This window comes from Affinibrenneria salicis, from assembly GCF_008710095.1.
The window spans coordinates 116032-141042 of the sequence record NZ_VYKJ01000001.1 but is presented as its reverse complement, the minus strand read 5'-3'; the positions used below and the strand labels follow the sequence as shown (position 1 = coordinate 141042).

General features: G+C 58.4%; 19 protein-coding genes. 16 read left to right on the top strand and 3 right to left on the bottom strand.

Annotated features, from left to right (window positions below; all coding sequences use genetic code 11):
* Positions 1-168: 168 nt before the first annotated feature.
* The 6 genes from FJU30_RS00595 (at position 169) to maeB (ending at position 8992) form a co-directional block, all read left to right on the top strand.
* Complete coding sequence (locus FJU30_RS00595; RefSeq protein WP_150433511.1) at positions 169-1131, top strand: sugar-binding transcriptional regulator; 963 nt, start codon at positions 169-171, stop codon at positions 1129-1131.
* Positions 1132-1311: 180 nt separating this feature from the next.
* Entirely contained in the window at positions 1312-2112 is an 801-nt protein-coding gene (locus FJU30_RS00590) for a protein bax (protein ID WP_150433510.1), read from the top strand.
* Between the two features lie 422 nt (positions 2113-2534).
* Positions 2535-3941, top strand: coding sequence for an MBOAT family O-acyltransferase (locus FJU30_RS00585; RefSeq protein ID WP_150433509.1), 1407 nt, complete (start codon positions 2535-2537; stop codon positions 3939-3941).
* The gene (locus FJU30_RS00580; protein WP_150433508.1) at positions 3928-5100 is read left to right on the top strand and encodes an SGNH/GDSL hydrolase family protein; all 1173 of its coding nucleotides are present in this window, start codon (positions 3928-3930) and stop codon (positions 5098-5100) included. Before FJU30_RS00585 ends, FJU30_RS00580 begins: the two co-directional genes overlap by 14 nt.
* A 34-nt stretch (positions 5101-5134) precedes the next feature.
* Positions 5135-6301, top strand: coding sequence for an SGNH/GDSL hydrolase family protein (locus tag FJU30_RS00575; RefSeq protein ID WP_223881485.1), 1167 nt, complete (start codon positions 5135-5137; stop codon positions 6299-6301).
* Positions 6302-6712: 411 nt separating this feature from the next.
* Positions 6713-8992 carry an NADP-dependent oxaloacetate-decarboxylating malate dehydrogenase gene (maeB, locus tag FJU30_RS00570; RefSeq protein WP_150433506.1) on the top strand — a complete coding sequence of 760 codons (2280 nt, stop codon included), beginning with the start codon at positions 6713-6715 and terminating at the stop codon, positions 8990-8992.
* A gap of 35 nt (positions 8993-9027) precedes the next feature.
* Here the strand turns inward: maeB and FJU30_RS00565 are convergent, their stop codons facing one another.
* Both FJU30_RS00565 and hemF read right to left on the bottom strand, forming a co-directional pair.
* Positions 9028-9489, bottom strand: a complete 462-nt coding sequence (locus tag FJU30_RS00565) for a YaiI/YqxD family protein (RefSeq protein ID WP_150433505.1) — start codon at positions 9487-9489, stop codon at positions 9028-9030.
* Positions 9486-10406: an oxygen-dependent coproporphyrinogen oxidase gene (hemF, locus tag FJU30_RS00560; protein ID WP_150433504.1), complete on the bottom strand. Its 921-nt coding sequence runs from the start codon at positions 10404-10406 to the stop codon at positions 9486-9488. The genes FJU30_RS00565 and hemF overlap by 4 nt, the downstream gene beginning before the upstream one ends.
* Before the next feature lie 184 nt (positions 10407-10590).
* Here hemF and FJU30_RS00555 point away from each other — a divergent pair, with 184 nt between their 5' ends.
* Positions 10591-11016, top strand: a complete 426-nt coding sequence (locus FJU30_RS00555) for a GNAT family acetyltransferase (protein WP_150433503.1) — start codon at positions 10591-10593, stop codon at positions 11014-11016.
* A gap of 710 nt (positions 11017-11726) precedes the next feature.
* Positions 11727-12578: a TonB family protein gene (locus FJU30_RS00550; RefSeq protein WP_150433502.1), complete on the top strand. Its 852-nt coding sequence runs from the start codon at positions 11727-11729 to the stop codon at positions 12576-12578.
* A 44-nt stretch (positions 12579-12622) separates the two neighbouring features.
* Here FJU30_RS00550 and FJU30_RS27545 read toward each other — a convergent pair whose 3' ends face one another.
* Positions 12623-12907: a hypothetical protein gene (locus FJU30_RS27545; protein WP_223881498.1), complete on the bottom strand. Its 285-nt coding sequence runs from the start codon at positions 12905-12907 to the stop codon at positions 12623-12625.
* Between FJU30_RS27545 and FJU30_RS00545 the strand changes: the two genes are divergently transcribed.
* The 8 genes from FJU30_RS00545 to cysW all read left to right on the top strand — a co-directional run bounded on the left by FJU30_RS00545 (position 12885) and on the right by cysW (position 24962).
* A complete protein-coding gene (locus FJU30_RS00545; protein WP_395858499.1) occupies positions 12885-15215 on the top strand; it encodes a TonB-dependent receptor plug domain-containing protein in 2331 nt (776 codons plus the stop codon). The genes FJU30_RS27545 and FJU30_RS00545 overlap by 23 nt on opposite strands.
* Before the next feature lie 136 nt (positions 15216-15351).
* Positions 15352-18132 carry a M16 family metallopeptidase gene (locus tag FJU30_RS00540; protein WP_150433500.1) on the top strand — a complete coding sequence of 927 codons (2781 nt, stop codon included), beginning with the start codon at positions 15352-15354 and terminating at the stop codon, positions 18130-18132.
* Positions 18129-19796, top strand: a complete 1668-nt coding sequence (locus FJU30_RS00535; protein WP_150433499.1) for an ABC transporter ATP-binding protein/permease — start codon at positions 18129-18131, stop codon at positions 19794-19796. The genes FJU30_RS00540 and FJU30_RS00535 overlap by 4 nt, the downstream gene beginning before the upstream one ends.
* A 166-nt stretch (positions 19797-19962) precedes the next feature.
* A complete protein-coding gene (locus tag FJU30_RS00530; protein ID WP_150433498.1) occupies positions 19963-20550 on the top strand; it encodes an RpoE-regulated lipoprotein in 588 nt (195 codons plus the stop codon).
* A 452-nt stretch (positions 20551-21002) separates the two neighbouring features.
* Entirely contained in the window at positions 21003-21905 is a 903-nt protein-coding gene (locus FJU30_RS00525) for a Dyp-type peroxidase (RefSeq protein WP_150433497.1), read from the top strand.
* Between the two features lie 323 nt (positions 21906-22228).
* Positions 22229-23251 carry a thiosulfate ABC transporter substrate-binding protein CysP gene (cysP, locus tag FJU30_RS00520; protein WP_150433496.1) on the top strand — a complete coding sequence of 341 codons (1023 nt, stop codon included), beginning with the start codon at positions 22229-22231 and terminating at the stop codon, positions 23249-23251.
* A complete protein-coding gene (gene cysT, locus FJU30_RS00515; RefSeq protein WP_150433495.1) occupies positions 23251-24087 on the top strand; it encodes a sulfate/thiosulfate ABC transporter permease CysT in 837 nt (278 codons plus the stop codon). Before cysP ends, cysT begins: the two co-directional genes overlap by 1 nt.
* On the top strand, positions 24084-24962 hold the full coding sequence (cysW, locus tag FJU30_RS00510; protein WP_150433494.1) for a sulfate/thiosulfate ABC transporter permease CysW: 879 nt from the start codon (positions 24084-24086) through the stop codon (positions 24960-24962). The genes cysT and cysW overlap by 4 nt, the downstream gene beginning before the upstream one ends.
* Positions 24963-25011 lie beyond the last annotated feature (49 nt).

Below are 25011 nucleotides of genomic sequence, written 5' to 3'. Positions count from 1 at the left end.
GATAGCCGCCCGGCGCAGGGCGCGAGGTCGGCCGGCTTCGCGCGCCGTCCGGGCGCCGATCGTTGCGCCGGGCTTGAGCCTCCGGCGACTGCGTGCAACAATCCCACGGTGTTCCTGGTGCGCCCGCACCTTTATCGGCTTAACTCTGCGTGAGGAAATCGTTGCCGCATGGAAAAACAACCAGCATCTCAGGATAGTGAACTGCTGACTGAAATCGCCGTCGCGTATTATCAGGACGAAATCACTCAGGAAGAGATTGCCAAAAAATTCGGTATCTCGCGCATTAAGGTCGGACGGTTGCTCCGGCGGGCAAAGGAAGAGGGGATTGTCGAGATCTCGGTGCGTTACCACCCGGTATTCAGCACCCGGCTTGAACAGCAGATGCTGGAGCGCTTTCCCATTCAGCGAGCGTTGATTGCGCTGGACAATCAGGATGAAGACGAACAGCGGCGCCAGGTGGCGGCGCTGGCCTCCGGCTATCTGGCGCAAACGCTGAAAGACGGTATGGTGGTCGCCGTCGGTCAGGGGCGCAACGTGGCCGCGGTGGCCGATTACGTCGGCAATGTGGCGGAAAGAAACTGTAAGTTTATTTGCGGCATCGGCGGCACCCACCGGCCCGGCGATGCGATTAACGCCGACCATATCAGCCGGCGGCTGGCGAAAAGGTTTGGCGGCGGCAGCGAAACGCTGTATGCGCCGGCCTACGTTGAGGATCGGTCGCTGAAACAGGCTTTTATGCAAAACGGCACGATTAAAGAGACGCTGGATCGGGCCCGTAAAGCGGACGTCGCGCTGGTGGGCATCGGCGACATGAATGAGAACAGCTATATGGTTAAGCTGGGCTGGTTCACGCCGCACGAGATCATCGACGCCAGCCTGAATCAGGGCGTAATCGGCGATATCGCCGGCTATGACTTCTTCAACGCGCAGGGGCAGCATGTGGATACCGTGATGAACGACCGGGTTATCGGCGTCAGCATCGAGGAACTGCACAAGATCCCCTGCGTGATCGCCATTGCGTCGGAAAACACCAAAGCGCTGGCGATTCTCGGCGCGCTGCGCACCGGCGCCATCGACGTGATCGCCACCAGCGCCAGCAATATAAGAACTATCTTAAACATGACTCAGTAGCGGGCTGTCCGGCCCGGCCACGCCTGCCCGCCGCGGCGTACGACCCGTCGTCGCGCGGAATTTTCCTCTGTCCCTGCCGCAATTGTAGACGATTTCACCTGGTCAGGCGGCGATTAATTCGCTATTATCCCCCACCTTCAGCGCTTCCAGCCTGATTTCCGTTGTTTTAGAGGAGGAAAAATGCCCTCAGCGTTAATGAGGACAGTATGTGGATTCGCTTTCTTAATAGTTTTGCTTGCCGCACCGGCCTGGGCGTCGTCAGACAGGCGGACCGCCGCAGCAGATGAAGAGTATTCTCGCAATAACGTACAACAACATTTACCTGATTTGCGAAAATACCCTTCTGGCACACCCCGTAAGAAAGCATTCCTGCAAGCCGTTGTCCCGGTTATCACTCAGCAAAACCAGATCATTCGTCAGGAACGCGACTGGCTGCTTAACAAACGTCACTCCGCCACCTGGGCTGCGGCGGATGCGCAACGTCTGCAGCAAATCTGTAGCCGCTATCGGGTCAGCTGCGGCGCGAATGCCAAACAGGTGAACTGGGATGCCCTGCTTAAACGCGTCAATACGCTGCCGGTTCATCTGGTGGCGACGCAGGCGGCGACGGAATCCGGCTGGGGCACCTCGAAGCTGGCTCAGCAGAACAATAATCTGTTCGGGCTGCGCTGCGCTCACCGGCGCTGCGGACAGCGCAACGCGCAGAGCGGCTATCAGTCATACGGTTCGATAGTAGAATCCGTGCGCGACTATATGCTGAACATGAATACGCACGGCGCCTATCAGTCTCTGCGCGAGTCGCGTGAGCGGCAGCGCGACAGTAATGAAGCGGATAAAGCTCGCCATCTGATCAACGACCTGGATAATTACTCGCAGCGCGGCGAAACCTATAATCGCTATTTGCACACCATCCTCGATCACAATGAACATCTGATCTCGCAAATTCAACGCACTACCACGACCGCCGTCGATGCGATCTGAGTCCGTTTAACGCGCGGCGTAAGCCGCCCGTGCAGGCGCGCCTGCCGCTGGTAAATTTTTTAGCCAGGCGCCGCGCCATATTGCTATGCCGCCCGAACGGCGTATGATAATAGAGCCGCGCCAGGCGGGAAAATAACCATGAGTAACAGGGCGTTAGTAGAATCATAGCCTTAACGCCTGGCTTGCCGCCTTAACGGGGCGTTTTCAGGGTTTGCAGCGTCTGGCGTTGAGCGGTATCCCTCCATTTTTCAGATGCAGGTGCGTTGGCTTTGTCTTCTTACCCCGACCGGCGTCGCCGCAGGGGGGAGCGAGTAATTGAGCGCGCCCGACGCATCTACAAGTTGAAGTATGGCGGGTAAAGTGGCAGATGCGCCCGTTAAGGGGCGACATCCGGATCGGCGTAATAGAGCTTTGAGTTTTATATGGATTTTTTCTCTCTTGAGTTTGCGGGTTCTTTCGTCATCTTTTTTATATTGTACTGGCTGTGCCAGAAAAATATAAAAATGCAGAACGTGCTTCTGATCGCGGCAAGCTATCTTTTTATTGCTTTGTTCAATATAAAGTTTTTATTAATCCTTGTGGTTTACAGCCTGCTGATCTACCTGCTGGCCAATGTGTTTGCTCAATATAAATATACGTCGGCGCGCATGACGTATAATTTGTTCCTGTTTGTCATTATCGTTTTATTCGTGGCGTTCAAATATTATTCATTCCTGCAGGAGTCGGTGCAGCAGGGATTCGAACGTTTCGGCCTGCATGTGGATCTGCCGGTGCTGGAACTGCTAACGCCGCTGGGGATGTCTTTCTATATATTCCATTCGGTCAGCTATGTCGTTTCGGTGCAGAAGAAAGAAATTAAACCGGCGCCGCTGGCCGATCTGCTGCTGTATCTGTGTTTTTTCCCCAGTATTGTCGCAGGGCCGATTAACCGGGCCAAAGATCTGCTGCCGCAAATTCAGGCGTCGGGCCGCGCGCTGCTGCAGCCATCTCGGGCGATTGCGTTGATCGCGTTCGCGCTGGCGAAACTCTTTCTGTTCAGCGCGTTTTTATCCGAACATTACGTAAACCCGGTGTTTGATTCGCCGGCGAATTTCAGCGCCGCGCAGGTGTTGCTGGCGATTTACGCCTATGCCTGGCAAATTTACTTTAATTTTTCCGGCTATACCAATCTGGTCACCGGGTTAGCGCTGCTGCTGGGTTTTGCCGTACCGCAGAATTTTAACTCGCCGTATCTGGCGGAAAACCTGCGTCTGTTCTGGCGGCGCTGGCACATCAGCCTGTCGCTGTTTATTCGCGATTATATTTATATCCCGCTGGGCGGCAATAAACGCGGCGTTATTCGCAAGAATATCAATATGTTTATTGCGATGGTGATTTCCGGCCTGTGGCACGGCGCCGGTATTAACTTTTTACTGTGGGGCGCGCTGCACGGACTGGGGCTGATTGGGCTGGAAATTAAAGACCGTTTTTTCCCGGCGCGCGAGGGCAATCCGTTCACGCGTCTCGCGGCCCGTTTGATCACTTTTCACTATGTCTGCTTCGCCTGGGTGTTTTTCCGCAGCAGCACCATTGACGATGCGCTGCTGATGCTGAAACAGCTGTTCAGCGGTTCATGGCGGGTGGGCTGGTCGCAGGAAAGCGCGCTGCTGGCGTTGGCCGGACTGTTGTTCCTCTGTTATCCGCAACTGGTGACGTTCAAACGTTTTCTGGCGGAGACGCAGCAGCGCATTCCCTGGTTTATTTATCCCATTCCTTTGGTTCTGTTTTTAATGATGGTATTTATCTTCGCGCCATCCGGTATCCCGGGGTTTATCTATGCCAACTTCTGACGCGCAGTCTGTCGCCGGGCGCGGAGCCGCGGCAAAGGTGGTTTATATTCTGGTCGTGACCGCGCTGGCGTTGGTCTGGCTGAATCAGCGTTCTCTCAATCTGTTCTGGCAGCAGAAATATCATCAGGAGAGCGCGTGGGCGGGGCTGGCGGACTATGACGTATGGGCAACCGGCGACCGTCTGCATCAGGGCGTGACCGCCGGGCTGCAGGCGTTCAGTGCGACGCTGAACGGCGATGAACCGCTGTCGGACGATAGCGGGGAAGAGGCATCGCTGGCGGCCGGCCAGCCGGAAATAACCCGGCCGCTGGCGCCGCAGGGCGTGCTGGCCTCCTCCAGTGCGCCATCCGGCGAACGTTTTTCTTCCGAATGGCTGCTGCGCAGCCGGGCGGCCTCCGCCTCGATGGCGCGTCAATCCGGCGCGGCGCACCGGCCGGCCAGCCTGCCGGCCGACGCGGTGGTGATCAATTTTACCGCGCTGAAGAAGCCGGTGGTGCTGGCCGAGGGCGATAAAGTGTTATTCGCCGGCGATTCGATGATGCAGGGCATCGCGCCTCATATGATGAAGACGCTGCGCGAGCGCTACGGCATTAAGAGCATTAATCTGAGCAAACAAAGCACCGGTCTGGCCTATCCGAGTTTCTTCAACTGGCCGGAAACCATCAGTAAGGCGCTGCGCGCCAATGCCGATATCCGGCTGCTGGTAGTATTCCTCGGGCCCAACGATCCCTGGGATATGCCGGCGCCGGGCGGCGGAAAATACCTGAAATTCGGCAGCGATGAGTGGATGCAACTCTATCGCCAGCGCATCAACACCATTCTGGCCGAGGCGCGGCAACACGACGTGCAGGTGATCTGGATCGGCCCGCCGAATATGCGTAAGAAGAAACTTTCAGACAGTATGAAATATTTAAATACACTGTATTTGCAGGAAGTCGGTCAGGCCGGGCAGCGCTATGTGGCGGTCAATGAAATATTTAAATATCAGACGGATAGCTATTCCGACTATGCCGGCGACGGCAACGGTAGAGTGAAGCTGCGCAGCGGAGACGGCATCCACTTTAGCCTGGCCGGCCAGCAGGCGATCGCCGGCGATGTGTTATCATTAGTGGAATATAACCAGGTTGTAAGCCATCAAGATGAAACATCTCAGCCCTAATCGCTCCTTCCTGATACGTTCAGGCGTGTTTGTCGTGCTTTTTTCGCTGCTGGTTTCCTGTCATAACGATCGGAACCGGCCGGCGAAAGAGGGCGGCGAGCAGGAAAATGCCGCTATCGCGCACCAGTTAACCGATTTCGATGAGCCTAATCTGCGTGCTCTGGCGGAAAAATTGCGCTCCGCCTCGCAGCAAAGCATTCACATTGTGCAATTAGGCGATTCGCATACGGCGGCGGATTTCTTCACCGGCGCGCTGCGTCAGCAACTGCAACGCCGCTTCGGCGATGGCGGTCCGGGGTTTATCAGTCCGGTGGCGGTGCCCGGCCAGCGCTACGCGGAGATCAGTTTCGCGGCCGATAAACGGGCGTGGCAACTGATCTCCAGCCGTAAAGAGAAGCGCACGGATTTTCCGCTGGGCGGCATGATGGCCCAGCCGGCCGGCGAGCAGGCCAGCGTCATCCTGAATAGCCGGCGCGCCGGCGACAGCTATCTGGTGCAGGCGCTGTATCGCTCGTCCGGCCAGAGTACGCTGGCGCTTCAGTCGGCCGGCCAGCAGCGGACGCTGCCGTTGCCCGCGACGGACGGCAACTGGCGCTTTTCATCCGCCGCGCCCGCCGCGTTGCCGTTGAACGCCAGCGTGAACCAGGGCGCGTCGTTGCAGCTGGGAGGATGGTTAATCGCCCGCGATCGGCCCGGCGTGATGCTGTCCGCCCTCGGCATCAACGGCGCGACCATCAACATGCTGGACAAATGGCAGGACTGGCCGGAGACGCTGGCGCAGATGAAGCCGGATATGGTGATTCTGTCTTATGGCACCAACGAGGCCTTTAACGCGTCGCTGGATGCGGCGCAGTATCGTCAGAATCTGGAGAGTAAAATCGCCGCTCTGCGCCGCGTGGCGCCGCAGGCGGTCGTATTGCTGCTCGGACCCGGCGATTCGATAAAGCGTGCCGATGCCGGTTCCTGCCAGCAGATGCAGCCGCCGTTGCTGAATACGGTGATTCAGGTACAGCAGGCGGTGGCGCGCCAGCAACATACGCTATTCTGGAACTGGCGCGATTACATGGGCGGCGAATGCGCTATTCAGCGCTGGGCCAGCGAAGGGCTGGCGCGCCCGGACATGGTGCATCTGTCCCAGGCCGGCTACGAACAGAGCGCGCAGGCGCTCTATCAGCAGTTAATGCAAATTCTCGCGCTGTAGTCTGTGACGTAAACGGCCCGCGCCGGCATGGCGCTCCGCGGGCCGTCTTCCCCGACAATTCTCCCTTGCTCCCTTGCTCCCTTGCTCCCTTGCTCCCTTGCTCCCTGACTCCCTGACTCCCTGACTCCCTGACTCCCTGACTCCCTGACTCCCTGACTCCCTGACTCCCTGACTCCCTGACTCCCTGACTCCCTGACTCCCTGACTCCCTGACTCCCTGACTCCCTGACTCCCGCCGCGCTCAGGCGCCGACTGTGCTGACGGTCGTCACCTTTATTAATCATTAATTAACTATATAAAGTCTGATGATTATTGGGTTTTTGCCGCGCTTCAAAGTTTAACAAATAGCAAACATTATACTGACCGCTTGATCGCCGATTTATTACAACAAAAGCCAATAAAGGAACGCACGATGGATGACCAACTTAAGCAAAGTGCTCTGGATTTTCATCAGTATCCGATTCCTGGAAAGATTCAGGTCTCTCCAACCAAACCTCTGGCAACACAACGCGATTTAGCGCTGGCCTACTCGCCCGGCGTGGCGGTTCCCTGTCTGGAGATCGCGCAGGATCCGATGGCCGCCTGGAAATATACCGCGCGCGGCAATCTGGTCGCGGTTGTCTCCAACGGCACGGCGGTGCTCGGCCTCGGCAACATTGGCGCGCTGGCCGGTAAGCCGGTGATGGAAGGCAAGGGGGTCCTGTTCAAGAAGTTCTCCGGTATCGACGTATTCGATATTGAGGTTGATGAACAGGATCCCGATAAGCTGATCGATGTGATCGCCGCGCTGGAGCCGACGTTTGGCGGCATCAACCTGGAGGATATTAAAGCGCCGGAGTGTTTTTATATTGAGAAAAAGCTGCGCGAAAGGATGAAGATCCCGGTATTCCATGACGATCAGCACGGTACGGCGATTATCTGCACCGCCGCGGTGCTGAATGGTTTGCGCGTGGTGGAAAAAGAGATCGCCGATGTGCGTCTCGTGGTCTCCGGCGCGGGCGCGGCCTCCATCGCCTGCCTTAACCTGCTGGTGGCGCTGGGTCTGAGACGCGATCACATCGTGGTCTGCGACTCGCGCGGCGTGATTTACCGCGGGCGCGAAGAGAACATGGCGGAAACCAAGGCGGCGTATGCGATTGAGGATAACGGCCTGCGCACGCTGGCCGAGGTGATTCCGAATGCGGATATTTTCCTCGGCTGTTCCGGGCCGGGCGTATTGACTCAGGAGATGGTGCAGGGCATGGCGGCCAAACCGTTGATTCTGGCGCTGGCCAACCCGGAGCCGGAGATTTTGCCGCCGCTGGTGAAGGCCGTCCGGCCCGACGCCATTATCTGTACCGGGCGTTCGGACTACCCGAACCAGGTAAACAATGTCCTCTGTTTCCCGTTTATTTTCCGCGGCGCGCTGGACGTGGGCGCCACAACCATCAACGAGGAGATGAAACTGGCCAGCGTGCGCGCCATCGCCGATCTGGCGCTGGCGGAACAGAGCGAAGTAGTGGCCTCCGCCTACGGCGATCAGGAGCTGAGGTTCGGGCCTGAGTATCTGATCCCTAAACCGTTCGATCCGCGGCTGATCATTAAGATCGCGCCGGCGGTGGCGAAGGCGGCAATGGATTCCGGCGTGGCGACCCGCCCGATCCTCGACTTCGATGCCTATCTGGAAAAACTGACGCAGTTTGTTTACAAGACGAACCTGTTTATGAAGCCGATCTTCGCCCAGGCGCGTAAGCAGCCGCGGCGGGTGGTGCTGGCCGAAGGCGAAGAGCCGCGCGTTCTGCACGCTACGCAGGAATTGATCACGCTGGGGCTGGCGTCGCCGGTGCTGATTGGCCGCCCCGACGTTATCGAGATGCGGCTGCACAAACTGGGTCTGCAGATCGTTATCGGCAAGGATTTCGAGGTGGTAAACAATGAGTCGGATCCGCGTTTCAGAGAGTACTGGGGAGAATATTTCCAGATCATGAAGCGGCGCGGCGTCTCGCAGGAGCAGGCGCAGCGCGCGGTGATCAGCGATCCCACGCTGATTGGCGCCATCATGGTACACCGCGGCGAAGCGGATGCGCTGATCTGCGGCACCATCGGCAACTATGAAGAGCACTTCGAGGTGGTGAGTAAGGTGTTCGGCTTCCGCGACGGCGTGCACGTGGCCGGCGCAATGAACGCGCTGATCCTGCCCAGCGGCAACACCTTTATTGCCGATACCTACGTCAATGCCGATCCTACGCCGGATCAACTGGCGGAAATTACCCTGATGGCGGCCGAGACGGTGCGGCGTTTTGGCATTGAGCCGAAAGTAGCGTTGCTGTCGCATTCCAGCTTCGGCACCTCCGATTCGCCGACGGCGCAGAAGATGCGCGCGGTGCTGGCGCGCGTCAACCAGCTGGCGCCCGAACTGGAGATTGACGGCGAGATGCACGGCGATGCCGCGCTGGTCGAGGCGATTCGCCGAGAGCAAATGCCGGATAGCCCGCTAAAAGGTTCGGCTAATATTCTGATCATGCCGAATATGGAAGCGGCGCGTATCAGCTATAACCTGCTGCGCGTCTCCTCGTCCGAAGGCGTGACGGTGGGACCGGTGCTGATGGGCGTGGCGAAGCCGGTGCACATTTTGACGCCGATCGCCTCGGTGCGACGCATCGTCAATATGGTGGCGCTGGCGGTGGTGGAGGCGCAGACTCAGCCGCTATAGGCGCGGTTGCGGGCGGCGCCGGCCGGGAGCGCGTTTTACCGGCCGGCGCTCCGCTGCTGATGCAGCCATTTATCCAGCTCGCCGGCGAACTGTTGCCGGTCGCGCTGGCTCAGCGTGGCCGGGCCGCCGGTCTGGATGCCGCTGGCGCGCAGCGTATCCATAAAGTCGCGCATATTCAGCCGCTGACGAATAGTATCCGGCGTGTAGCGTTCGCCGCGCGGATTGAGCGCCACGCCGCCTTTATCAATCGCTTCCGAGGCCAGAGGAATATCGCTGGTGATCACCAGATCGCCGGCCGCCATACGGCGGACGATTTCGTTATCGGCCACGTCAAAACCCGGCGCCACGCGCAGGGTGCGGATAAAGCGCGACGGCGGTACCTTCAGCGTCTGGTTGGCGACCAGGGTAATCATCATCTGCGTGCGTTCCGCTGCGCGAAACAGCACCTCTTTAATCACGTTGGGACAGGCGTCGGCATCGACCCATATTTGCGTCATTTCTGGCTCTCCGTCAGCCAATCTCTGACCGGCAGAAAATCATGGTACAGCGCGGCCTCGGCGCTGCCCGGCTGAGGGTGATACTGATATTGCCAGCGGGCGAGGGGCGGCATGGACATCAGAATCGATTCGGTGCGTCCACCGCTTTGCAGGCCGAACAGCGTACCGCGATCCCACACCAGATTGAATTCCACGTAGCGCCCGCGCCGGTAGAGCTGAAACTCGCGCTCGCGCTCGCCCCACGGCAGGGTTTTACGCCTTGCGACAATCGGCAGCAGGGCGTCGAGGTAGCCATTGCCGACGGCCTGGGCGAAAGCGAAACAGGTGGCGAAGTCCGGCGTGTTCAGATCGTCGAAAAACAACCCGCCGATGCCGCGCGCCTCGTTGCGGTGGCGCAGGAAAAAGTAGTCGTCGCACCATTGCTTGTAGCGCGGATACAGATCGGCGCCGAATGGCCGACACAAATTTTGCGCGGTTCGGTGCCAGTGCACCGCGTCTTCGGTAAAGCCATAGAACGGCGTCAGATCGAAGCCGCCGCCAAACCACCAGACGGCCGGCTCGCCGTCCTGTTCGGCGATAAAAAAGCGTACGTTGGCATGACTGGTGGGCACATACGGGTTCAACGGGTGCACCACCAGCGATACGCCCATTGCCTGATAGCTGCGTCCGGCCAGTTCCGGTCGGTGCGCGCTGGCCGAAGGCGGCAGAGCGGAGCCGAAAACGTGGGAGAAATTCACTCCGGCCTGTTCAAACACCTCGCCGTGCAGGATCCGGCTGCGGCCGCCGCCGCCTTCGGCGCGCCGCCAGTTGTCTTCGACAAAGTGCGCGCTGCCATCGGCCTGTTCCAGGCGCTGGCAAATATCATCCTGCAACGCGAGCAGGAAAGCCTTTACATCGGCGATTATCGGTTCGGACATAGTTCTCTTTTATCGGGTGGCTAACTGGCGATGGCGCCTGACTGGCGGCGATTATACCATCGCCCGCCGCGCTGAAAGCAATGAAACCGCCGCGAAGCGACGCACGCAGGGCAATTTGATATTGCGTCTGCGCCGGATCACGCGATAATCAGATCATAACCTGATTCAACAGTGACGATGAGCTATGGAAATTCGTATCTTTCGGCAAGATGATTTTGAGGAAGTGATAACTCTTTGGGAACGCTGCGATTTACTGCGTCCGTGGAACGATCCCGAAATGGATATTGAACGCAAGCTGAACCACGATGCCGATCTGTTTCTGGTGGCGGAAGTGAGCGGAGAGGTTGTCGGTTCGGTCATGGGCGGTTACGACGGTCACCGCGGTTCCGCCTATTATCTCGGGGTGCATCCCGATTTTCGCGGCCGGGGCATCGCCAATGCGCTGATCAGCCGGCTGGAAAAGAAACTGATTGCGCGCGGCTGTCCGAAAATTCATCTGATGGTGCGGGAAGATAACGATGCGGTCATCAGTATGTATGAAAAGCTGGATTACGAAACCGTTGACTGTATTACGCTGGGTAAACGATTGATCGAGGACCAGGAGTACTGAGCCGCGAGGCCTGGCTCAGGCCGTAAAGGCCTGTTCCCGTCGCGTTTCATCTTGCCAGACGGTCGGGCTCATCATGCCGAACGGATGAGAGAACCGTCTGCGCCCGCATCTGCGAGCGATTGCTGGTTTTCAGCCTTGCTTGCCCAGGCCTGCGTTGCGGGCCGTCCGCCGGGCGTACTGCCGGCGCCACGTCAAACTATACCCGCTAACCGTCTGTTTTCTGCCGGCGCTGAGCGCGTTTTCGCGTCAATAATCTTTCAATTCAGCCGGTTGGCAGCGTTTCCCGTTCGGAAAAACATTCCAGGGCGCCAGAGTCGAAATCTCGGGTCCATCGGCGACGCTGCCATCAATCTCGTTATTTTTTATTAGTTCCCTTCCGCTGTGTAAGTTTTGTGTAAGGATATTTGTGGTAATGATTATTATTTGTATAATTGTTTCCATTGTAATAACTATTACAAGTCCGATAGAAGAGTGTCTCTGTTTCTCGAGCGTAGTCATCCAATTTTCCCTTTCGATACAAGCCATTGCGATGGTTTCTTCCTCGCGGCGAATGCTTTGTCGAACGTGATGAAAGGGAAAGGGCGTATGTCGATAAAACCAGTTGGCCTGACTTCGTTATCGCGGGAAAAGGAAAATCCTGAGGCAAACGCCGGGCTGGAGCAGGGATGACGTTGTAACGCGTTTGATTAAGAGACAGACGTTAATTTTTGATGATGAAAAGCATCCAATGCATCCCTTCCCTGTGCCGGCGGGCGGGTTTTTTGTCGTTTTCCGCGCTGCTGCACCTGGGGCTAATCACGCTGGCCTTATGGGCCGCGCGCACGCCGCCGTCGAGCGAAGCGTTGGCGGGGAAAGCGGGCGATAGCCTGAATATTACCATGCTGCAGATTCAGCATGCGGAACAGTCCGCCGGGCAAACGGCTGCCGCTGCGGCGCCTGCACGGGCGGCGGCGCCAGAAGGCTCGACGATGCCGGCGGCCAGCGAGATCGCGCTGCCGCTGGCGGATAAGCCGCGCATTGTGGTGCGGCAGGCGCAACCGGTAACGGCGTCGGCGAAAAAGCCGGCGCAGGTGCCGGTGAAAAAAACACCGGAAAAGGCGCCGCCCGTGCGCCAGCCTTCGCCGCGCGCCAGCGAAGCGCCGCAGACGGCCGAACGTTCAACTCGCCCTTCGCCGGATGCGCCGGCGTCTTCCTCTCCTGTATCCACGGGCTCCGCCGGCCGGCTGGCCGCTTCGGCGCAGGGCAGCAGCAACAGCGGCCAGGCCGCGCAGGGGACCGGCGCCGCCAGTACGCAGAAATTAACCGCTTTAAACCGCCGGGTTAATTACCCAACCCGCGCCCGTTCGCTGGGCGTGGAAGGGCGCGTGCGGGTGAGGTTCGACGTTACCGGCAGCGGCACGGTGACCAATATTCGTATTTTAACCGAGGATCCGGTCGGCGTATTCGCCGCATCGGTGATGAAAGATATGGCGCGTTGGCGTTATCAGGCACAGACCATGATGGCCGATCAGACCGTATCCATTGTTTTTAAGCTGGATGGCCATATCCGGCTGGAAAATTAAGCCATAACAAAAAGCGTCTTTTTAATTTTTAGTTCCGGGGAAAATTACATAATGAATAAAAACATGTACTTGATGATGATATTGTCCTTATTATCATCGTCGGCGTTGGCGCAGGAAAATGACGGCCAGAACAGCGGCGCGCCGGCGGCAGACGAAGCGGAGAAAAAAAGTAGCGCGCAGGACGGCGATGCCTCCGCCAGCGGCGAGGATACGATTTTAGTGCGCTCGACGCCGACCAGCCAGTCGATGGGGACGCAGATTTTAACGGCGGAGCAGATTAAAAAAATGCCGACCCGCAATGGCTCGGTGACGGAACTGCTGAAAAACAATCCTAACGTGCAGTTTTCCAAGACGGCGGATAATGGTAATACGCCTGGAGAAATCGCGCCTGAGAATGTCTCGTTTCATGGTGAGAAGTTTTACCAGAACAACTACATGATCGATGGGCTGTCCAATAACAACACCATTGACCCCGGCGCCAACGGTGGGGAGTTGGGCACGAACCCTGATGGCTACTCGCCGACTGATTTACCGGCCGGTGGCGCGCAGTCATTTTGGATCAATTCCGAGCTGATTGAGCAACTGGAAGTGTTCGATAGCAATGTCTCCGCCAAATACGGCGACTTCACCGGTGGCGTAGTGGACGCCAAACTGAAGGATCCGGATCTGAGTAAAGCTTCGGGTAAAATTTCCTATCGCACCACGCGCGATAGCTGGACGCGTTATCATGTGGATGCGGATAATCGCGAAGATTTTGAATCGGCAACCAACCTCTATTATCAGCCCCGATTTAAAAAACAGTTTTATTCAGCCAGCTTTAACCAACCGTTAAGCGATAAGGCAGGATTTATTTTTGCCTATAATCGGCAGCAGTCAGATATCCCGTATTATCACACCTGGTTAGATCAGTGGACGGATCAGGAACGTATTGCTGAAACCTATTTGTTGAAAGGCACATATCTGGCCGATAACGGCGATACTGTTCGCCTGACCGGCATGTATGCGCCGCACGAGTCCAAATATTATAAGCAGAATGTGAAAAACGGTTCCTATACTAATACGGGTGGTGGCTATCGCTTCAACATTGAATGGGAACATAACGCCAATTGGGGGAAAATCATCAGTCTGGCGGGTTACCAACATGAACAGAATAAGATCGAACATGAATCTAATACGCTCACAAGTTGGGTCTATTATAGCCCTTCGCTAAATTTCACCTCTGATGCGATTGATTGGCAAAGCTCCGCCAATTCATCGCAGAGTGGCGGATACGGCACTTATGCTACTGAAAAAAATACCACGACGCTGAAGCAGGATTACGAACTGAGTCCGCTGGCTTTGTGGGGCGTGCAGCACCAACTGGATTTTGGCTGGCAGACGGATTTCTATAATGCGCAATATCGCCGTTTCAGCGATGTGTATTCGGCCACGGTATCTCCCAGCGCAAGATTCGTTAATTCCGGCGTTGTTTGTCAGTCGGGCGACACCCTGTGTATTGACGGCGAACAATTTGCCGGTACCCGCCTGCTGTATCCGGAGCGAACCGTTAAAGGCAGTTATACCAATTATGCCGCCTATATCCAGGATAGCATTACGCTCGGAAAGCTGGAAGTGACGCCGGGAGTACGCTTATCTTATGACGATTATCTGGAAAATCTGAATATCGCCCCGCGGCTGGCCGCCTCTTACGATGTGTTTGGCGATCGCTCCACTCGCGTGTTTGGCGGCGCTAACCGCTACTACGCGCAGAACATGTTGGCCTATATGTTACGGTCGGGCATCAATGAACGCTACACGCAGACGCGGACTAGTTCCAGCGGCGACTGGAGCGCGCCGATCAGAGCCAATGTGGCGACCTATGATGTATCAGGCCTGAATACGCCATTTAGCGATGAGCTGAATTTGGGGCTGTCCCAGCGCGTCATGGATACTATCTGGACGGTGAAATGGGTACATCGCAAAGGACGCGAGCAGTTTGGTCAGGAAAGCTATATCGATGATAATAGCCAGCGCCGCTATTATTTAAGCAATAGCGCCAGCACCGAAGGTAATAATTTCTCTCTGACGGTTGAACCGATTAGCCCGTATAAGTTCCAGTGGGCGCAAGTAAATTGGGCGTTGGGCGCTAATATTTCTAAAAATAAAAGCAATTCGCAAACCTATTACGATGCAAGTAATCAGGATGACGTCAAGGTCATCTTTAATGAAAAATTGATGGATAAGGGTGATATCGATGCCCTGAATTTCAATACGCCGTGGAATATATTCCTGAATGTGGATACTTATTTCCCTGCGGCACGCCTGACCTGGGGCCAGCGTCTGGCCTATACCTCCGGCTATAAAGGCTATGTCACCTCTGTCATTGACTGCCCGGGAGGCTCTGGCGCCTGTGGCGATTATATCGGCAGGCCGACAATGTACACCGGTATTAAATATGGCGACTTCTTCTCCTACGACTGGCGTCTTGCCTACTCCCAGCCGATCTACAAGGAGCAGACGCTGGATATCACGCTGGATGTGCTGAACGTATTTGACAACGTGGTGGAAACTTCTCAATCGCTGGCGAATTCAAGTACCAGCCTCGTTACCTACAAACCCGGCCGCCAGTTCTGGCTGGGGGTCGCCTACACCTGGTAAGCACCCGATCCCGCGACGCCCTTGTCCGGCGTGGCGGGATGATGCCTTACGGAATGTCCGTATCGTCTCTGACCGCGTTTTTTCGTCGCGAGAAAACGCGTCGCAATATGAAAATAACAATAGTGACAAGGTCGTTATGAACTGGAAGAAATTTTATTGGCTGGCGTTCGCCGTCGGTCTGTTTACGTTAAGCGCCGGTAGCCTGGCCGCTGACGCCGGCGCGGTTCAAAGTCCGCTGCCGCATATAAAAGAAGGAAGGCTGGCCAACGGGCTGCAATATACCCTGGTGCCGCTGGCCGGGCAGCAAAACCGCATTGATATTCGTTTGAGCGTCGACGTCGGCTCGATTGATGAGCAGGATAACGAGTCCGGCGCGGCGCATATGGTCGAACATATGGTGTTCCATACCAGCGATGCGTTTGACCAGGGCGTGAGTCAGGCGCTGAATCAGCAGGGCTGGGTGCGCGCGCAGCACTACAACGCCATGACCAATTACGAACGCACGCAGTACATGATGAGTCCGCCGGCCGGGAAGCGCGAACTCGGACTGGCGCTACAGGCGCTGAGCCAGATGGCCGGCCACGCCCGCTTTCTGCCGCGCGATCTGGATAATGAGCGCCAGATTATTCTGGAGGAGTGGCGCGGCAAACTGGGAGTGGCTGAGCGTATGAACCAGCAGCGCGTCCAGGCTATCCGCCACGACTCGCGCTATCCGTTACGTCCGGTGATCGGTACCGAGCAGGCGATTAACGATACGCCGGCCAGCCTGCTGCGCGCGTTTTATCAGCGTTGGTATCGCCCGTCGAATATGCGGCTGTTGCTGATTGGCGATATACCGCTTGCCGAGGCCGAACGCGAGATCCGGCGCTACTTCGCCGATCTGCCGGCCGGGAACGTGCCCGTGCGCGACTACTATGAACCGCGTCTGGCGCCGCAGCTTGACGTGGTGCGTCTGCAGGATAGCCAGAGCGGCACCAGTCAGGTGTCCGTGGTCTATCGCTTTCAGGATGAAGGCGTGGGCGGGCGGGCGGGCATGCGTTACCGCCTGCTGAATCAGATCACGCTCAGCGCGCTAAGCCGACAGATGCGCCGGCAAAAGTCGGAACTGCCGCCCGAGGTCAGCAGTCTGGTGGTGCGTAAGTCGGATATCGGCAGAACGACCGTCGCGCTGGGTTTCTTTGCCGATGTGATGCCGGGTGGCCATCATGCGTCGCTCGCCGTGCTGCTGGGGGAAATAGAAAGGATCCGGCGCTATTCGTTAAGTGAACGCGATATCGTGGACGTGAAATCGGATATTCGCGAGGTGGCGCTGGGCATGGTCAGCCAGCCGGAACAGCGTGACTTCGCCGACTGGGTGCAGCAAATTACGGTTCCCTGGCTGCAGGGGCGCGCTTATGTGGGCAGTCAGACGCGCGGCCGCCAGGTGTTGGACGAGCTGGCCGGCATTACGCAGCAGGACGTTAATCAGCATCTGCAGCGCTGGCTGGCCGAAACGGACAGACTGGTGCAATTTAGCGTGCCGGGCTCGGCGCCTTTTACGCTGCCGACGTCTGAGGCCGTACAGCAGCAACAGACGCAGTGGACCACGGCGGCGCTGACGCCGCCGCGCCTGCCCGAAGCTAAACTGATCCCCGAGCTGCCGTCCGTCACGCAGCGCGGAGAACGCACGGCGTTGAAACATTTCCCGGCGCAACACGTCGAACAGTGGCAGCTCAGCAACGGCGACCGCGTGGTCTGGCTGCGTACGCCGCAGGCCGGTCAGACGGTCTATTTTACCGCAGAGAGTCCGGCCGGCTATATGGCCGCGGGGCTTAATCCATGGCAGGTGCAACTGGCCAGACAGCTGGTTGCGCAGAGCGGCCCGGCGGACTGGCGCGGCGAGGATCTGAGCGGCTGGAAGCAGGCGCGATCGCTGTCGCTGAATATCGATCAGACGGCGGAGCAATTGCAGTTTAGCGGGCAGGCGCCGGTGGCGCAGCTGACCAGTCTGTTCGGCCTCTATTCCGCGTTGCACAGCGCGCCGGGCATTGATCCCGAGGTGATGAAAGAGAGCATGACGCGGCTGATTCGCCAGCAGATCAATAGCCAGCAATCGGTGGCGGACCTGCGCGGCCGCGAGATTACAGCGCTGCGCTTCGGCCGGCCCGCTTATCCGCAAGCTCAGCTGACGCAGCTAAAACAGGTCGCCGCGCCGGAACTGCTGGCGCAGTGGCGTAAGGCCGCATCGGCGCCGGCGACCTATTATTTGCTGGCCGATATGCCCGCTGAACAGTTGTTGCCGCTGGTTGAGCGCTATCTGGCTTCGATTCCGCGCCGCACTATCGGCGACGCGACGCCTTACCTGGCGCAAACGGGCAGGCGAGAGGCGGTGTCCGCCATCAGCATCGAGCCGCGCGCGGATATTCGCGCCTGGAGTTTCACGCCCTGGCGCTGGACGCCGCACAGTGCGGTGCAGGTTAGCGTCGCCGCCAGTCTGGCCAATAAGTACCTGAAAAACAGCCTGCGGGATGATGAGCTCGGCATTTACCGCATGCAGGTGAACAGTCTGTTGGATACCAGCAAACAGCGCATTGAAACCGAGGTGACCTTCACCAGCGCGCCGCACAGGGCGCAGGCGCTGTGGCAGCGTGCGGAGCAGATTTTCACCTCGCTGCCGCAACAGATTACCGGCCAGGATATTGAGGGGCAGAAACAGCAATTTATCCGTGCGGAGCAGCGTCGACGGCAGGATATTCTCACCCAGCAGCACCGCCTGATGCTGAGCTATCAGCAGTATGGCGATCCGCGCTATCTGAGTGAACAGGCGCATCTGGCTGAGGCGATCACCCTGGAGGGCGTGCGCGCGATGGCGGCCCGTCTGTTTAATCCGGATAACCGGGTGCTGTACATCACGCTGCCGCAGGAGGCGCAACTATGAGAAAGCTGATCGCACAGATGCTGGACCTCTGCCGGGAGTTTTGGGGCAGGGCGCAGTCCTGGCAGGCGTGGTTATTCCTGCTGCTGATCCTTGCCATGGGCATGTCGATTGTCTATCTCAACGTTCTGATCAATAACTGGAGCAAGACGTTTTACGACGCGCTGGGCGAGTTCAACGGCGGGCTGCTGTATTCGCTGGTCAAAGAGTATTGCGTTTATATTCTGATTTATATCGGCGTGTTCGTGTATCAGGAGTGGTTCACCAAACTGCTGATTATTCGCTGGCGCGCCTTCCTGACCGAGCGGTTTATCAACGGCTGGCTGGCGCAGCGGGCGTTTTACCGTCTGTCGCTCAGCGGCCGGATGGATAACCCCGACCAGCGTATCGCGCAGGATATCGATCTGTTCGTCACGCAAACCGTGCGCTTATCGGTGTCATTTATCATTACCTTCGCCCAGCTGTTCTCTTTCCTGTTTATTTTATGGCAGCTCTCCGGCGTCCAGCATTTTTCCCTATGGGGTCATGAGATAACCCTGCATGGTTATCTGGTCTGGGTGGCGCTGATCTATAACCTGGCGGGCAGCCTGATCACCCATGCGATCGGGAAAAAACTGCACGGCATTAATTACCATAAACAGCGCGTCGAGGCGGATTTCCGCGCCGCGCTGCTGCGTAAGCACGACAACGCCGAGCAGATTGCGCTCTATGGCGGCGAGCAGCAGGAAAAAAATCAGCTGCGCCATGCGTTTTCCGCCATTGCGGCCAACTGGCGGCGGGTAATGAACGGCGAACGCGATCTGGGCTTGTTTACCGTCGGCTATACCCGGGTCAGCCTGATTGTGCCGGTGTTCGCCGCGCTGCCGGCGTTTCTCAGTAAAACCGTTACGCTGGGCGGGCTGATGCAGATTCGCAGCGCCTTCGGTCAGGTGCACGGCGCGCTCAGCTGGTTTATCCATTTTTATTATTCGCTGGTCGAATTGTCCGCCAGCCTGGAGCGTTTGAGCCAGTTTCAGCAGGAAATCGCGCGCCATCAGTCCGGCGATGAGCCGGTTGCCCAGGGCGAATGCCTGAGCGTGGAAGCGTTATCGTTCTCCACGCCGCAGGGCCAGCCGCTGTTGCGCAACGTAGCGTTCAGTTGCGCGCCGGGCAGCTGGAGCCGGCTGTCCGGCCGCAGCGGGCTGGGTAAATCGACGCTGCTGCGCACGCTGAGCGGACTGTGGCCCTATTACCAGGGGCGCTGGCAGGCGCTGAGCGGCAAGAGCCTGCTGTTGCCGCAGCAAAGCTATCTGGGGCAGGGAACGCTGGCCGAACTGTTATGTTACCCCGAAGCGCCGATCGCGGATCGCGAACGGCTGCGTCAGGCGCTGGACAGCACCGGTTTGGCGGCGTGGCGCGATAAGCTCGATGAGCGGCTTAACTGGGAACGGGTGTTTTCCGGCGGCGAGCGCCAGCGGCTGGCGTTTGCCCGCGCGCTGATCGTCCGGCCCGATACGCTGTATCTGGATGAGGCGACCAGCAATCTCGATCCGGCCGGGGCCAGAGCGATGCTGACGCTGATCAAAACGGCGCTGCCCGACTGTACGGTGATCGCCATCACCCATCAGGATGAGCTGGATGAATTTTTCCCGCAGCATTACGATTTGAACGCATTTTCTCAGCCGTAAGCGGGCGTAACGATGCGCCGCCCGGGGCAAGCCGCGCCGGGCGGTGGTATGCTGGCGGATTGAATTCGATTTTAATGGCACTTTCCGCGCGTTGTGCAATCCAACCGTCTGAAGCCGATATGCGCTCAGACGCGGCGTGTCGTAAGCTATCTGAGGAGTCAATGTGATGAGATTTCGCCCATTATTACTGGGATTACCGCTGGTGCTGAGCGGGTGTGGCACGATGTCTAATTTTTCCTGGTCCAGCCTGTCGCCGTTTAACTGGTTTGGCGGCGCGATAACCGTGCAGGATTCGGGCGTGGGCGACATCAATGCGGGAACGCCGCTGTCGGAGCCGGTGCTGAATAAAGCCCTGAACGAAGATTACCGGCTGCGCAGCGGCATGGGTACGCAAAACGGCCAACTGGTGGCGTTCTATGAAGCGCTGGATGGCGATAGCGTCCGGCTGGTGATCAGCGGCCAACCCAAAGGGGCGGTGACCCGGGTGGACGTGAGCGATGCGGCGATCGCGAGCCAGTGGGGCGTGAAGGTCGGCGACGCGTTCTCCTCGCTGTACGGCAAGGCCTTTGGCTCATGCTGGCTGGGACAGGGGGAGGACGCCCGTCGGGTGGAATGTGCCGCGCCGGGCAGCGCGCACGTCAGCTATATCTATGGCGGCGAGTGGCGCGGGCCGGAAGGGCTGATGCCGTCGGACGACGTGCTGCGCGACTGGAAAGTGGTTAAAATCGTCTGGCGCGCTCAGGCGCGCAACTAAGTCACCGTTTGCGCCGGGATGCGGCGCCTGCCGGCGCCGCGTTCACGCAACGCACCACAAAATGTCGTGATTGCCACAGCGGCAGGCAGCAAGCGCCGGCCTCTGCTTCCTTTCTTATCAATCCTGCAAATCTTTTGTATCCCGACCGTCCCGCGTTTTTTATATCGCCGGCGCGAAAAGGTGCCTTTTCACGCCCTGCGTCGGCGCGCCGCTGCGCTCTTTTTGAGCGTTTGCTTGCCGGCGCGGGGAAAAAAATCCTTTTTTGTCGTTAAGCAAGATAAACGTCACACAGCTTCCGGTATGATAGTTGCATTGGCAGTTAATCAATTAAGCGCTAACTATAAAAACAGATATACCCGTCAGGGCGAAGGTTCGCTGGTCAGGTCATGCGGCGCGTATCCGGGCCATCCCGCGCCTGCGACTATCGGGTATCACTATCATGAGGAATCACCATGACACGAATTCAAAGCGGCATTTTGCTGGAACATCGCCGTTTTGCCATTTATATGGAAGCAATGGTGCAGGGCGAATTTGATGCTATCCGCCAGGGATGCCGCAAATTCTGCCAGGCGCTGGAAGACCTGCAGCAGCGCCATCCCGATGCCGGGCTGGGCGGCGTAATCGCCTTCGGCCATGACGTGTGGCGCGACCTGGATTGCGACAACGGCGCCGAAGAGCTGAAGCCGTTTAGCGCGCTCGGCAAAGGTCTGGCGCCCGCCACGCAGCGCGATCTGTTGATTCACATTCAGTCTCTGCGTCATGACGTGAATTTCAGCCTCGCCCAGGCGGCGCTGGCGGCATTCGGCAGCGCCATTCATGTGGAAGAAGAGACGCACGGTTTTCGCTGGGTGGAAGAGCGCGATCTGAGCGGCTTCGTCGACGGCACCGAAAACCCGCAGGGCGACGAGGCGCGGCGCGACGTGGCGATTATCGGCGCGGATCAGCGGGATGCCGGCGGCAGCTATGTGTTCGTGCAGCGCTGGGAGCACAACCTGAAGCAGTGGCAGCGCTTTAGCGTGGAGCAGCAGGAAAAAATCATCGGCCGCACGAAGCAGGACAGCGAGGAGCTGCCGTCCGATATCCGCCCGGAAACCTCGCACGTCAGCCGGGTCGATCTGAAAGAAGAGGGCAAAGGGCTGAAGATCCTGCGGCAGAGCCTGCCATACGGCAGCGCCAGCGGCAAGCACGGCCTCTACTTTATCGCTTACTGCCACCGCCTGCACAATATTGAGCAGCAGTTGCTAAGCATGTTCGGCGAACGTGACGGCAAGCGCGACGATATGCTGCGCTTTACCCGCGCGGTTAGCGGCAGCTACTTTTTCGCTCCCTCGCTCGATCGTCTGTTGACGCTGTAACCTCCGGCGCCAGGCGGCGGTCTGGCGCATTCCTTATTTCTGCGGCTAAACTTATCGCCGGGTCACGCCCGATCGGCAACGGTGTTGCGTGGGGAGATATGCTTTTTTGTTCTTAATTAACCTTAAATATTCTATAAGAAGGTTATATCTTCAGCCGTGCTTGTTCATACACTGGTTCACCATAAACGCAGTTTTCCCCCATCTTTCCGGTACATCGGCGTCTCTCGCGCTTTTGGTCAGCTCAGCGTCCGGCAATTCGTTCGCCGGGCGATAGTCCGCGATAATCGTCGGGGGAATCATACATTTCTAAGTGAGGCAATCGCATGAAGCAAATATGGATAAGAAAGCGGCTGGTCAAAGGTTTGCTGGCGTTAACGCTGCTGGCGGGCGGAAACGCGCAGGCGACGGAGTTGCTGAACAGCTCGTATGATGTTTCGCGTGAATTATTTGCGGCGCTTAATCCCGGCTTTCAGCAGCAGTGGCTGGCGCAGCATCCCAACGACCCGCTGACGATTAAACAGTCGCACGCCGGTTCCTCCCGTCAGGCGCTGGCTATTCTGCAGGGGCTGAAGGCGGACGTGGTGACGTACAATCAGGTGACGGATATCCAAATCCTGCACGATCGCGGCCGGCTGCTGCCGGCCGACTGGCAGAGCCGTCTGCCGGACAACAGCTCGCCGTTCTATTCCACCATGGCGTTTCTGGTGCGCAAGGGCAATCCGAAAGGGATTCATGAGTGGCAGGATCTGGTGCGCGACGACGTGAAGCTGATTTTTCCTAACCCGAAAACTTCCGGCAACGCGCGCTATACCTGGCTGGCGGCGTGGAACGCGGCCAGCGAGGCGAACGGCGGCGATATCGCTAAGATTCGCGGCTGGATGCAACGCTTCGTCGGCAATGTGGCGGTATTCGACACCGGCGGCCGCGGCGCGACCACCACGTTTGTCGAGCGCGGGCTGGGCGATGTGCTGATCAGTTTCGAGTCCGAGGTGAACAATATCCGCAATCAGTACGGCGCGGATAATTACGAGGTGATCGTGCCGCAAAGCAATATTCTGGCCGAGTTCCCGGTGGCGTGGATCGATAAGAACGTCGCGGCCAACGGCACCGAACAGGCGGCGAAAGACTATCTCAACTATCTGTACAGCCCGCCCGCGCAGCGCATCATCGCCGATTTCTATTATCGGGTGAACAATCCGCAACTGATGGAACAGCTGAAGGCGCGTTTCCCGGTCACCCGGCTGACGCGGGTGGAAGATCGCTTCGGCAGCTGGGCGCAGGTGATGCAAACGCATTTCGCCAGCGGCGGCGAACTGGATAAGCTGCTGGCGGCGGGACATCAGTAATGCCCGCAGGCGGCAGCAAGCGGGTATTGCCCGGTTTTACCCTGAGTCTGGGCAGCAGCCTGTTTTTTATCAGTCTGATCCTGCTGTTGCCGCTTAGCGCGCTGATGGTGCAGCTGGCGCAAATGAGCTGGGCGCAGTACTGGGCGGTGATCACCAGTCCACAGGTGGTGGCGAGCTATAAGGTAACGCTGCTGGCCGCCGGCGTCGCCACGCTGTTCAACGCCGGATTCGGTCTGCTGATGGCGTGGATTCTGACGCGCTATCAGTTTCCCGGCCGCACGCTGCTTGATGGCCTGATGGATTTACCCTTCGCGTTGCCCACCGCCGTGGCCGGCCTGACGCTGACGGCGCTGTTTTCCACCGGCGGCTGGTATGGCGAATGGCTGGCGCAGATTGGCGTCCGCGTCTCTTATACCTGGCTGGGTATCGCGGTGGCGATGGCGTTTACCAGCATTCCCTTCGTGGTGCGCACGGTGCAGCCGGTGCTGGAGGATCTGAGTCCGGACTATGAAGAAGCGGCCCGCACGCTGGGCGCCAGCGACTGGCAGTGTTTTCGGCGGGTGATTTTGCCGGAAATCCTGCCGGCGCTGCTGACCGGCACCGCGCTGTCGTTCACCCGCAGCCTGGGCGAATTCGGCGCGGTGATCTTTATCGCCGGCAATATCGCCTGGCAGACCGAAGTCACCTCGCTGATGATTTTTATCCGACTGCAGGAATTCGATTACCCGGCGGCCAGCGCCATCGCGTCGGTGATTCTGTCGGCCTCGCTGTTGCTGCTGTTTAGTATTAATATGGTGCAGAGTCGCTATGGTCGACGTACCGGGGGCGCGCAATGAACGAGCGCACGCCGCGGCATGCGGCCTCCCGTCGCGCCGGCAACGTAAGCAAATGGCTGCTGATTGGTCTGGGCAGCCTGCTGTCGTTGATCATGCTGGTCATCCCGCTGGTCTCTATTTTTGCCGCCGCGCTGGCGCAAGGACTGGGCGGCGTATGGCGCAACCTGGCCGATCCCGATATGTTGCACGCCATCGGCATGACGCTGCTGGTGGTGGCGATTACCGTGCCGGTTAATCTGCTGTTTGGTACGTTGCTGGCCTGGCTGGTCACCCGTTTTCGCTTCGCGGGTCGCCAGCTGCTGCTGACGCTGGTGGATATTCCCTTCGCCGTATCGCCGGTAGTGGCCGGGCTGCTATATCTGCTGTTCTACAGCAGCAATGGCCCGCTGGGCGGCTGGCTGGATGCGCGCGGCATTCAGCTGATGTTCGCCTGGCCCGGCATTGCGCTGGTGACGATTTTCGTCACCTGTCCGTTCGTGGTGCGCGAACTGGTGCCGGTTATGCTCAGCCAGGGGAGCCAGGAAGAAGAGGCGGCGCTGCTGCTGGGCGCGTCCGGCTGGCAGATGTTCTGGCGGGTGACGCTGCCGAATATCCGCTGGGCGCTGCTGTACGGCGTGGTGCTGACCAATGCGCGCGCCATCGGCGAGTTCGGCGCGGTGTCGGTGGTATCGGGGGCGATTCGCGGCGAAACCTACACCCTGCCGCTGCAGGTGGAGTTACTGCATCAGGACTATAACACCGTCGGCGCCTTTACCGCCGCCTCGCTGCTGACGTTGATGGCCATCGTCACGCTGCTGCTGAAAAGCGCTTTGCGCTGGAGGCTGGAGCGTCAGCAGCGCCAGGCCGGCCGGCAAACGCGGCGCGGTGGTCAATAATCTGCGTCTGGCTGTCCCCGTTCGGCGCGGCGGCGCTACTTTAAGGAGA

Bases quoted from the DNA above. Each gene is read 5' to 3' on its own strand.
- FJU30_RS00590 (WP_150433510.1), top strand. From the start codon at position 1,312: ATGCCCTCAGCGTTAATGAGGACAGTATGTGGATTCGCTTTCTTAATA.
- FJU30_RS00585 (WP_150433509.1), top strand. From the start codon at position 2,535: ATGGATTTTTTCTCTCTTGAGTTTGCGGGTTCTTTCGTCATCTTTTTT.
- cysP (WP_150433496.1), top strand. From the start codon at position 22,229: ATGAAGCAAATATGGATAAGAAAGCGGCTGGTCAAAGGTTTGCTGGCG.
- hemF (WP_150433504.1), bottom strand. From the start codon at position 10,406: ATGTCCGAACCGATAATCGCCGATGTAAAGGCTTTCCTGCTCGCGTTG.
- FJU30_RS00535 (WP_150433499.1), top strand. From the start codon at position 18,129: ATGAGAAAGCTGATCGCACAGATGCTGGACCTCTGCCGGGAGTTTTGG.
- FJU30_RS00595 (WP_150433511.1), top strand. From the start codon at position 169: ATGGAAAAACAACCAGCATCTCAGGATAGTGAACTGCTGACTGAAATC.
- FJU30_RS00565 (WP_150433505.1), bottom strand. From the start codon at position 9,489: ATGACGCAAATATGGGTCGATGCCGACGCCTGTCCCAACGTGATTAAA.
- FJU30_RS00580 (WP_150433508.1), top strand. From the start codon at position 3,928: ATGCCAACTTCTGACGCGCAGTCTGTCGCCGGGCGCGGAGCCGCGGCA.
- FJU30_RS00530 (WP_150433498.1), top strand. From the start codon at position 19,963: ATGAGATTTCGCCCATTATTACTGGGATTACCGCTGGTGCTGAGCGGG.
- cysW (WP_150433494.1), top strand. From the start codon at position 24,084: ATGAACGAGCGCACGCCGCGGCATGCGGCCTCCCGTCGCGCCGGCAAC.
- FJU30_RS00540 (WP_150433500.1), top strand. From the start codon at position 15,352: ATGAACTGGAAGAAATTTTATTGGCTGGCGTTCGCCGTCGGTCTGTTT.
- FJU30_RS00525 (WP_150433497.1), top strand. From the start codon at position 21,003: ATGACACGAATTCAAAGCGGCATTTTGCTGGAACATCGCCGTTTTGCC.
- FJU30_RS00555 (WP_150433503.1), top strand. From the start codon at position 10,591: ATGGAAATTCGTATCTTTCGGCAAGATGATTTTGAGGAAGTGATAACT.
- maeB (WP_150433506.1), top strand. From the start codon at position 6,713: ATGGATGACCAACTTAAGCAAAGTGCTCTGGATTTTCATCAGTATCCG.
- cysT (WP_150433495.1), top strand. From the start codon at position 23,251: ATGCCCGCAGGCGGCAGCAAGCGGGTATTGCCCGGTTTTACCCTGAGT.
- FJU30_RS00550 (WP_150433502.1), top strand. From the start codon at position 11,727: ATGATGAAAAGCATCCAATGCATCCCTTCCCTGTGCCGGCGGGCGGGT.